This window comes from Polaromonas sp. P1_G1 (assembly GCF_056405595.1).
Genome location: NZ_JBFUBU010000084.1, coordinates 1 through 9,967 on the forward strand (window position 1 = coordinate 1; position 9,967 = coordinate 9,967).

Annotated in this window: 7 protein-coding genes; 5 read left to right on the forward strand and 2 right to left on the reverse strand. The window is 66.6% G+C overall.

Going from position 1 to position 9,967, the window contains the following annotated elements:
• Nucleotides 1-278: 278 nt before the first annotated feature.
• From AC1D1Y_RS25345 to AC1D1Y_RS25355, 3 genes are all read left to right on the forward strand, one after another.
• On the forward strand, nucleotides 279-626 hold the full coding sequence (locus AC1D1Y_RS25345; protein WP_477684782.1) for a hypothetical protein: 348 nt from the start codon (nucleotides 279-281) through the stop codon (nucleotides 624-626).
• Between the two features lie 28 nt (nucleotides 627-654).
• Entirely contained in the window at nucleotides 655-921 is a 267-nt protein-coding gene (locus AC1D1Y_RS25350) for a hypothetical protein (protein ID WP_477684783.1), read from the forward strand.
• Nucleotides 922-1,065: 144 nt separating this feature from the next.
• Complete coding sequence (locus AC1D1Y_RS25355; protein ID WP_477684784.1) at nucleotides 1,066-1,641, forward strand: RDD family protein; 576 nt, start codon at nucleotides 1,066-1,068, stop codon at nucleotides 1,639-1,641.
• Nucleotides 1,642-1,719: 78 nt separating this feature from the next.
• Here the strand turns inward: AC1D1Y_RS25355 and cphA are convergent, their stop codons facing one another.
• Nucleotides 1,720-4,392 carry a cyanophycin synthetase gene (gene cphA / locus AC1D1Y_RS25360; protein ID WP_477684785.1) on the reverse strand — a complete coding sequence of 891 codons (2,673 nt, stop codon included), beginning with the start codon at nucleotides 4,390-4,392 and terminating at the stop codon, nucleotides 1,720-1,722.
• Nucleotides 4,392-6,605 (reverse strand): cyanophycin synthetase, encoded by a 2,214-nt coding sequence (locus AC1D1Y_RS25365; RefSeq protein WP_477684788.1) that lies wholly within the window; start codon nucleotides 6,603-6,605, stop codon nucleotides 4,392-4,394. The genes cphA and AC1D1Y_RS25365 overlap by 1 nt, the downstream gene beginning before the upstream one ends.
• Nucleotides 6,606-6,922: 317 nt before the next feature.
• On the opposite strand from AC1D1Y_RS25365, the gene AC1D1Y_RS25370 reads away from it, so the two are divergent.
• Together AC1D1Y_RS25370 and AC1D1Y_RS25375 are read left to right on the forward strand one after the other, a co-directional pair.
• Nucleotides 6,923-9,265, forward strand: a complete 2,343-nt coding sequence (locus AC1D1Y_RS25370; RefSeq protein WP_477684786.1) for a cyanophycin metabolism-associated ABC transporter — start codon at nucleotides 6,923-6,925, stop codon at nucleotides 9,263-9,265.
• Between the two features lie 14 nt (nucleotides 9,266-9,279).
• Nucleotides 9,280-9,759, forward strand: coding sequence for a cyanophycin metabolism-associated DUF1854 family protein (locus tag AC1D1Y_RS25375; protein ID WP_477684787.1), 480 nt, complete (start codon nucleotides 9,280-9,282; stop codon nucleotides 9,757-9,759).
• Nucleotides 9,760-9,967 lie beyond the last annotated feature (208 nt).

Here is a 9,967-nt window from a genome sequence, read left to right on the forward strand (position 1 = left end):
CCCCGTCCTGGCTGGGCCGAGGAGCGCAGAGACAAGCGGATCAGGGATCGCGTTGTTTGAGCGAAGCGAGTTTAGCGAGACCCCGCTTGGCTCGAGCACCGCAGGTTGCCCGAAGCGAAGCGTAGGGACCCAGACTGCGGGTCGCCTTTCTTTTGGGTACTTTTCTTTGGCGAAGCAAAGAAAAGTGCCTCGCCGCCGGGCGACCCCGGCCAGCAGGTCTCGGAGGAGAGCGCGCCGCCGGAGCAAGACCCGGCCCAAGGGCTGGCACAATCTTTCCGATGAACGAAACGACCACCCTGTATCGCCCGACCGGCCCTGAGGAACTTGAGCTGGTGAAGCAGAGCGGCTACAGGAAGTGGCCGCCGCGGTTGCCGGAACAGCCCATCTTCTATCCCGTGACAAACGAGCAGTACGCGGTCGAGATCGCCAGGGATTGGAATGTCCCCGCCAGCGGCTACGGTTGCGTGACAAAGTTCGAGGTGCGCAGCGAATTCATGGCGCGCTACAAGATCGAGAAAGTGGGCGGTGCGCACCATACGGAATGGTGGGTTCCCGCAGAGGAACTCGAGGCGCTCAATGACAACATCGTGGGGTTGATTGAGGTGGTTCGAGAATTCAAGGCATGAGCCCGGGCGACGCGAGAGATCTCACTACATGTCTTTCAAAACCATAGAGGGTCAACGTCTGCATGCAGCTTCCGGCCAAGTGCTCCACTATTGCGGGCGCTATGAAGTCAAGCTCGGCGGTATTTTTTATCAGGCGGACGTACTGCTGAACGGCAAGCGAACACGGCTTGTTGTGGGCTTCATTAGCTGGACATTGCGCGCATTTCCGCCCCGGCGTCGCGTTGAGGAGAGTGTCTGGCAATCCATTGACTTCACGGATATGGACAAACTTATGAAATCGCTCAATGAGGCTTGACCTCAATTTGTCGGGTAGGTCAGGTGAAAGTAAGGCCGCCGCTTTTCTTGGGTGCAGGCGCCGTATCTCTTGCTACAAGCTGGCTTTTTCCGTCCAGCTTCGCCGGCTGCCGCAATTTTCTTGAGCCCACCTCAGGTTTCACACATGCCGGCCGCCAAACCAAACCTCGCCTCCTGGGACCGCCGCCTGCTCGCGTCGGTGCTCGATGCCATGGCGCTGTTCGTGGCACTGCTGATTCTCTTTGCCTTTGGCGAGATGCTGGGTTTTTCATCGGAGTGGATCGCAGCGGTCATCCCCGTCGCTTATGTCGCGTACAACTCCGCGGGTTTGTTCGCGCCGCACCTGAGCTTCGGCCGCACTGTCGCCGGCATTTCTGTCGTATCCATACGGGGCAACGGCGAAGTCACACATATGCAAGCGTTGGTGAGGCCGCTCGTGCGTGTGCTTGCCATCGTTCTTGCCTTTTTTCTCGGCGCCGCGTCCGGACAACCATGGTTTCTGATGCTGCCTTTCGTGATGGAGCTTGCACTCGTCGTGCATACGCCCTGGCGGCAGTCCGTAGCCGACCTCCTTGTCGGCACCATCGTCGTGAACACACCGCGGCCGTCGCCGCACAGGGCGCCTGCCGGCCCCATGTACAGCGCTACGGACGCGGAGTTTGGTCCCCCGCCTCGGCGAAGAAAACCCGGGTCATCCATTGAGCGCACCGCCGAGCTGTAATCACCGTCTACTCCGGTTCCCGAACCCGCTCCCGATTGCCCCGTCCTGGCTGGGCCGAGGAGCGCAGACGTAGGCGGATCAGGGATCGCGCTTGTCTGAGCGAAGCGAGTTTGCGCGAGACCCCGCCGTAGTCGAGCACCGCAGGTTGCCCGTAGCGAAGCGCAGGGACCCAGACTGCGGGTCGCCTTTTCTTTGCTCAAGCGCCTCCTGCACCTGGTCCACCAGCACCAGGCAAAGATCCCCCGGCGACAACCGCTCAAGCGCAGTATCAATCGCCAAAAACTCACCGCGTATCTCATCGATGCGTTGGGTGCGAAGGGCTTTGTGCTCGCCCTCCAGCCCCTGCCGCAGCAGGCCCATGACCTCACCGTCAGCCCGGCCGCGCTGGGCGGCGTCCTGGTAGAGGATGACGTCGTCAAACGCGCCGCCGAGGATGATGGTCTGGTCTCGGATGTCGCTATCGCGGCGGTCGCCGGCGCCGCTGATGACGACGCTGCGGCGCTGGCCGGGCGTGGCGGGCATGGCGTCGACGGCTGCCACCAGGGCGCGCATGGCGTCGGGGTTGTGGCCGTAGTCGGCGATGACGGTGGCGCCCTTGTAGTCCATGACGTTGAAGCGGCCGGGCGCGTTGTGGGCGTCGTTGACGAAGCTGGCGAGGCCGCGCCTGATGGTGTCCCAGTTCAGGCCCGCACCCCAGGCGGCGGCGACGGCGGCCATGACGTTCTCGACCTGGAAGCTGATGCTGCCGCCGCGCGTGACGGGCACGCCCTGCAGCGGGATGCGCTCGACCCAGGCGCCTTCGGCCGCCACCAGCATGGGGCCGTCGACGTAGACGGTGCGTTTGCCCTGGGCGCGGTGCGTGGCCATGAGCGGGTGGTGGCGGTCGGCGGCGAAGAAGATGATCTTGCCGGGGCAGGTGGCGGCCATGTCGGCGACGATGGGGTCGGCGGCATTGAGCACGGCATAGCCGGTGTTGGACACGTTCTGCACGATGACGCGCTTGAGCACGGCCAGGTCTTCGACGGTGGTGATGTAGTTCAGGCCGAGGTGGTCGCCGCTGCCGATGTTGGTGACGACGGCGACTTCGCAGCGGTCGAAGCCCAGGCCTTCGCGCAGCACGCCGCCGCGGGCGATCTCAAACACCGCCGCGTCGACGTCGGGGTGCATGAGCACGTTGCGCGCGCTCTTGGGGCCGCTGCAGTCGCCGCTGTCGGTCTGCCGGCCGTTGATGTAGACGCCGTCGGTGTTCGTCATGCCGGTGCGCAGGCCTTCTGCGGCCATCAGGTGGGCGATCAGGCGGGTGGTGGTGGTCTTGCCGTTGGTGCCGGTGACGGCGATGACGGGCACGCGGCCGTTGTCGCCGGCGGGGAAGAGCTCGTCGATCATGGCGGCGCCGACGGCGCGGCCCTTGCCGTAAGAAGGCGACAGGTGCATGCGCAGGCCGGGCGCGGCGTTGACTTCGACGACGCCGCCGTTTTGCGACTCGAGCGGGCGCAGCATGCTTTCGCAGACCACGTCGACGCCGCAGATGTGCAGGCCGACCATCTGGGCGGCGGCCACGGCGCGCGCGGCGACCGAGGGGTGCACGTCGTCGGTGACGTCGGTGGCGGTGCCGCCGGTGCTGAGGTTGGCGTTGTTGCGCAGGATGACGCGCCGGCCCTTGGCGGGAATCGATTCGGGCGTGAGCTCCTGCACTTCGAGGCGCGCGACGGCGATGTCGTCAAAACGGATCTTGGTGAGCGAGGTGGCGTGGCCTTCGCCGCGCCGCGGGTCCTGGTTGACGATGTCGACCAGTTCGCGCACGGTGTGCAGGCCGTCGCCCACCACCTGCGGCGGCTCGCGGCGCGAGGCGGCGACCAGCTTGTTGCCGACCACCAGCAGGCGGAAGTCGCTGCCGGGCAGAAATTTCTCGACCATGACCTCGCCGTGTTCGGCGGCGGTCTTGTAGGCGATGTCCAGGTGCTCGCGCGTGCTGATGTTGACGGTGACGCCCTTGCCCTGGTTGCCGTCCTGCGGCTTGACGACCACGGGCAGGCCGACCTGCCGGGCCGCGGCCCAGGCGTCGTCGGGGTCGGTGACGGGGCGGCCCAGCGGCACCGGCACGCCGGCGGCGCGCAGCAGCTTTTTGGTGAGGTCCTTGTCTTGCGCGATGGATTCGGCGACGGCGCTGGTGGAGTCGACCTCAGCGGCCTGGATGCGCCGCTGTTTGGCGCCCCAGCCGAACTGCACCATGCTGCCCTTGGTGAGGCGGCGATAAGGAATGCCACGCGCGACGGCGGCGTCGACGATGGCGCCGGTGCTGGGGCCCAGGCGCTCGTCCTCGTCGAGGTCGCGCAACTGGGCGATGGCGGCGTCGAGGTCGAAGGCGGTGTCGCGCAGGGCCGCGTGAATCAGGGCCTGCGCCAGTTCAAAGGCCAGGCGGCCGACGGCTTCCTCGCTGTACTCGACGACGACCTGGTAGGTGCCGGCCTCGACGGTGGCGGCCGTGTGGCTGAAGGTGATGGGGCAGCCGGCGGCGGCCTGCAGCTCGAGCGCGGCGGCTTCGAGCACATGGGCCAGTGACAGCGCGCCGGCGTGGCCGGTCTGGCGCAGCGCGCCCATGCCGGGGAACAGCGCGCGCGCGCGGGCTTCGAAGCCGGGCAGGCCGGCGATGTTGCATTCGACGGCAGTGCAGGCGACGATGGCTTCGAGCGCGGTGTGGCGGCTCCAGAGGTTGGGCCCGCGCAGGGCGCGGATGCGGGACACTTCCATTATTCGGCACTCCCGGCGGTTTTAGGGGTGGTTTCGAAGGCTTCCATGCCGGCGCCTATGAGGTTGAGCGAAATGCCGAGCGCCCAGGCCGCGCCTATGGCGGCCAGCAGGGCGTCTTCGGTGAGGCCGCGGCGTTCGCGCCAGGCGCCCAGCTTGCCGAGGCCGGGCAAAAAGGCCTCGCTGGCACCGGTGGCCAGCACCACCTGGTCTTGCCGGATAAAGAGGGCGCGGCCGCCCTGGGCGCAATGCGCCGCCAGGGCGGGGGCCTTGGGGTCGACGCTGTAGAAGATCACTTCGCCGTCGCAGAGCTCGGCCATCTCGGCGATGCGCGGGTCGGCGGCATTGAGCACGGCGGCGCCGCCGGGCAGCACCACGTCGACCTGTGAGCGCATGACCTTGAACATCTGCTCGTCTTCGGTGATGTCGAACTCGGCAAGGCCTTGCGCGCCGCCTAAATCGGTGACCACGCCGACCTGGCATTTGTCGTAGGGCAGGCCGGTGCGCAGGATGGTGTCGGCGCCGTTTTCAAAGACGGCGGCCTGCACCGCGCGGTTGATCAAGAGGCGCTGGCCGGCTTCCCAGTTGGCGCAGTCGGAGGCGTCCACGCAGCGCTGGTCGAGGAACAGGCCGGCCTGGCAGGCCAGGCCGGTGTGCCGGCCCGACAGGTGCAGCAGCCAGGCCACCAGCCGGGCGACGCGGTAATTGCCGCCGGAGCCGGCGATGCCGACGATGGGAATGCGGCCGTCGGGGCTTGCGTCGGCATCGGCGTTATGCGGGAACAGGTGGTCGCAGATGGCGCGGCCCACGGGGCGCGGCGCGCCCTCGGCGGGCTTGAGGTGCATCAGCAGGCCGGGGCCGGCGTTGACCTCGACGATGGCGCCGCCTTGTTCATGCAGGGGGCGGGAGATGTCCTGCGCGACCACGTCGATGCCGGCGATGTCCAGGCCGACGACGCGCGCGGCCAGCGAGACGACGTGGTCGACCTCGGGGTGCACGGCGTCGGTGCAGTCGATGGCGACGTTGCCGTTGCGCTGGATCAGCACTTCGCGGCCGGCGGCGGGCACGCTGTCGGGCGCCAGGCCCTGGCGCTGCAAATCAAGGATGACGGCGCCGTCTTCGGCGGCGTTGATGCGGCCCAGCGGGAAGTCTTCGCCGACGCCGCGGCGCGGGTCGGTGTTGAGCTGGGCGTCGACCAACTGGGCGACGGTGGCGTTGCCGTCGCCGGTCACCCAGGCGGCTTCACCGCGCGCGGCGGCGACCACGCGGCCGCCGACCACCAGCAGGCGGTGCTCATGGCCGCGCACAAAACGCTCGACCATGACTTCGCTGCCGTGCCGTGCGGCCACCGTGAAGGCGGCCTCGACTTCGGCGCGCGTTTTAAGGTCCAGCGCCACGCCGCGGCCGTGGTTGCCGTCGGAGGGCTTGACGACGACCGGCAGGCCGATGTCTTCGGCGGCTTCCCAGGCTTCTTCGGGCGTGGCGACGATCTGGCCTTCGGGCACCGGCACGCCGCAGGTGGCGAGCAGGCTTTTGGTGAGGTCTTTATCGTGGGCGATGCCTTCGGCGATGGCGCTGGTGAGGTCGGTCTCGGCCGTCCAGATGCGGCGCTGGCTGGCGCCGTAGCCCAGCTGCACCAGGTTGCCGTCGTTCAGGCGGATGTGGGGAATGCGGCGGTCGGTGGCGGCGGCCACGATGGAGGCGGTGCTGGGCCCGAGGTAGCAGTCGTCGACCTTGGCGCGGATTTTCTCGACGGCGGCCTGCACGTCGGCGGGGCCGTAGGGCGTGCCGTTGATGGCGGCCATCAGCAGGCGGTGGCCTTCGGCCAGCGCGGTGCGGGCGACCTGCTCGTCGCGCGCGCGGAATACCATGCGGTAGACGCCGCGCTGCGAGGTGCTGCGTGTCTGGCCGAAGCCGGTGGGCATGTCGGCCAGGTTGAGCAGCTCGATCACCACGTGCTCCAGCACGTGGCCGGACCAGGTGCCTTCGCGCAGGCGCTGGATGAAGCCGCCGCGCTCGCCCACGCCGCAGTGGTGCTCGAGCAGGGCCGGCAACAGGGCGACCAGGCGGTCGTTAAAGCCGGGGAGGTCGTTGGAGGGGAAGTCTTCGAGGGTTCCGAGGTCCAGCCAGACCTCAAGCACGGCCCGGTAAGTCCAGATGTTGGGACCGCGCAGATAGTTGATGCGCAGCAGCTTGATGTCGTCCTGAGGGCTCATTGGTTTCAACATGGTCGGCAGGCAGGCGCCGCACCCGTCGGTGCGAGGCCTGGTCCCGGCCGATGAATTTCAGTGTGGGGCCTGTGAAGGCTCCGGTGGATCCCCGTGTGTCTCGTTATGTATTTGTTCTTATCGCGAACAGGGCCGTCGCCTGGGATCGGTAGACGGTTTCGCCATTTTCGGGGATTGAGGGTCAATTTTGTCGTTCTGGGCTGCATTCGGCGAAAATCCCCTGTTCGGGTTCCCCACGCGCGAAGACCAAGACCTGCGAAAACCCAGCCGCGCCAGATGCGGGACGCCAAGAATTCACCAACACAATGCAACACAAACACCCGGCAGACGACTCCAGCCTTACCGACCCCGCTTTGGCGGGGCTTCGCTCACAACTTGCAACCCAGGAAAACGTTCTGTGTACGCTTACGGTTGACCTGGACAGCCAACTTCGTTTCGCCCAGGGCTTGCTGGCCCTGACCGACCGCCGCCTGCTGGCCCGCGCCCCTGGCGGGGAATGGACCACCTGGCCCACGGTGGACGCGGCCGGCAAGGGGCTGCCCGGCCTGTCGCTGCGCCATTTCGACCATGCCGGCGTGGGCACGCTGGAGCTGCACCAGGCAGGCATTCGCCTGGCCGGCTGGCGCTTCACGCTGGGCGCCAATGTGCAGGCGCTGCGCCTGGTGCGGCTGTTTGCCCAGCAGCAGGCCGCTCAGGGCCTGGCCGAGGCGCCCCCGGCCGACGAGACGGCCCTGTGCCCCGAATGCGACCTGCCGCTGCCGCCGGACAGCGAGGAGTGCCCGGCCTGCGCCCGCGAACTGCACACCCCGCCCTCGACCTGGGTGCTGCTGCGCCTCTGGCGTTTTGCCCATCCCTACCGCCACCAGCTGCTGGCCGGGTTTCTACTGACATTGGCTTCCACCGCCGCGACCCTGGTGCCGCCCTACCTGACCATCCCGCTGATGGACGACATCCTGATTCCCTTCCAGAACGGCCAGCGGATCGAGCCCTGGAAGGTCGGCGCGCTGCTGGGCGGCCTGCTGGGCGCGGCCGTGCTGGGCTGGGCGCTGAACTGGGCGCGCACCTACCTGCTGGCGCTGGTGTCCGAGCGCATAGGCGCCGACCTGCGCACCGCCACCTTCGACCACCTGCTGGAGCTGTCGCTGGACTACTTCGGCGGCAAGCGCACCGGCGACCTGATGTCGCGCATTGGCTCGGAAACCGACCGCATCTGCGTGTTTTTGTCGCTGCACGCGCTGGACTTCGCGACCGACGTGCTGATGATCGTGATGACCGCGGTCATCCTGTTTTCCATCAACCCCTGGCTGGCGGTGGTGACGCTGCTGCCGCTGCCCTTCATCGGCTGGATGATCCACGTGGTGCGCGACAAGCTGCGCACCGGTTTCGAAAAAATCGACCGCGTCTGGTCGGACGTGACCAATGTGCTGGCCGACACGATTCCCGGTATCCGCGTGGTGAAGGCCTTTGCCCAGGAAAAGCGCGAGGCCCAGCGCTTTCGCGAGGTCAACCAGCACAACCTGGCCGTCAACGACAAGCTCAACAAGACCTGGTCGCTGTTCACGCCCACCGTCTCGCTGCTCACCGAAGTGGGCCTGCTGGTGGTCTGGGCTTTCGGCATCTGGCTGGTGTCGAAACAGCAGATCACCGTCGGTGTGCTGACGGCCTTTATCGCCTACATAGGCCGCTTTTACGGGCGGCTTGATTCCATGAGCCGCATCGTCTCGGTCACGCAAAAAGCCGCGGCCGGCGCCAAGCGCATCTTCGACATCCTGGACCATGTTTCCAACGTGCCGGAAACCGCCAACCCGGTGAAGATCGGCAAGCTCGAGGGCCGCATCGACATGAAGAACCTGGGCTTTCGTTATGGCAACCGCTCGGTGATACGCGGGCTGGACCTGCAGATACGGCCCGGCGAGATGATTGGCCTGGTGGGCCACAGCGGCTCGGGCAAAAGCACGCTGGTCAACCTGATCTGCCGCTTCTACGACGTGAGCGACGGTGCCATCAGCGTGGACGGCACGGACATACGCCGCTTCGGCGTGGCCGACTACCGCCGCCACATCGGCCTGGTGCTGCAGGAGCCCTTCCTGTTCTTCGGCACGATTGCCGAGAACATCGCCTACGGCAAGCCCGGCGCCACGCGCGCCGAGATCGTGGCCGCCGCGCGCGCCGCCCATGCGCATGAGTTCATCCTGCGCCTGCCACAGGGTTACGACTCGCTGGTTGGCGAACGCGGCCAGGGCCTGTCAGGCGGCGAACGCCAGCGCATCTCGATCGCGCGCGCGCTGCTGATAGACCCGCGCATCCTGATCCTCGACGAGGCCACGTCCTCGGTGGACACCGAGACCGAAAAAGAGATCCAGCGCGCGCTAGACAACCTGGTGCAGGGTCGCACCACCATCGCGATTGCCCACCGCCTGTCGACACTGCGTAAGGCCGACCGCCTGGTGGTGATGGACCGCGGCCAGGTGGTCGAAGTCGGCCCGCATGACGAGCTGATGGCCAGGCAGGGCCACTACTGGCGGCTCTACGAAGCCCAGGCGCGCCAGGTGGACAACGAAGAGGGTGGCGAGGAAGCCGAGGAAGGCCGCATCGCGCTGGCCACCTCGCAGATCGCCCACGCCGCGCACCACGTCGACAACGCATGAGCTCAGGACTTCAAATGACTGATTCCATTTCTTCTTCTCTCCAGCTGGTGCGCGACGTCTCGGGCCGCCTGGTGTTCACCGACGCGGGCGGCGAGTCGCATGCCGGCGTGGTGCCGGTGCGGGCCTTTCCCATTGCCGCGCCCGACGAAGGAATTTCGTTGGTCAACACCGAGGGCCACGAGGTCGCCTGGGTTGACAGCCTGCAGGCCGTGGCGCCGGCTGCGCGTGCGCTGCTTGAGGAAGAACTTGCGTTGCGGGATTTTGTGCCTGAGATTACGCGGCTTAAAAGTGTTTCCAGCTTTGGTACGCCCAGCGTCTGGACTGTTGAGACTGATCGGGGGGAGACCTCTTTCATCCTCAAGGGTGAGGAGGACATTCGTCGGTTGGCGCGTACCGGCTTGTTGATCGCTGGTAGTCAAGGGGTTCAGTACAGTGTGAGGGATATGACTGCGTTGGATCGCGCTTCACGCAGACTGCTGGAGAGGTTTCTCTAGGCTTGTGGTTTCCGGCGGTGCGCCCTCTTCAGAGTCTTGCTGGCCGGGGTTGCCGGCAGCGACTCACTTTTCTTTGCTTCGCCAAAGAAAAGTAAGCAAAAGAAAGGCGACCCGCAGTCTGGGTCCCTACGCTTCGCTACGGGCAACCTGCGGTGCTCGAGCCAAGCGGGGTCCGGCTAAACTCGCTTCGCTCAGACAACGCCGGCCC

Bases quoted from the DNA above. Each gene is read 5' to 3' on its own strand.
- AC1D1Y_RS25365 (WP_477684788.1), bottom strand. From the start codon at position 6,605: ATGAGCCCTCAGGACGACATCAAGCTGCTGCGCATCAACTATCTGCGC.
- AC1D1Y_RS25375 (WP_477684787.1), top strand. From the start codon at position 9,280: ATGACTGATTCCATTTCTTCTTCTCTCCAGCTGGTGCGCGACGTCTCG.
- cphA (WP_477684785.1), bottom strand. From the start codon at position 4,392: ATGGAAGTGTCCCGCATCCGCGCCCTGCGCGGGCCCAACCTCTGGAGC.
- AC1D1Y_RS25345 (WP_477684782.1), top strand. From the start codon at position 279: ATGAACGAAACGACCACCCTGTATCGCCCGACCGGCCCTGAGGAACTT.
- AC1D1Y_RS25355 (WP_477684784.1), top strand. From the start codon at position 1,066: ATGCCGGCCGCCAAACCAAACCTCGCCTCCTGGGACCGCCGCCTGCTC.
- AC1D1Y_RS25370 (WP_477684786.1), top strand. From the start codon at position 6,923: ATGCAACACAAACACCCGGCAGACGACTCCAGCCTTACCGACCCCGCT.
- AC1D1Y_RS25350 (WP_477684783.1), top strand. From the start codon at position 655: ATGTCTTTCAAAACCATAGAGGGTCAACGTCTGCATGCAGCTTCCGGC.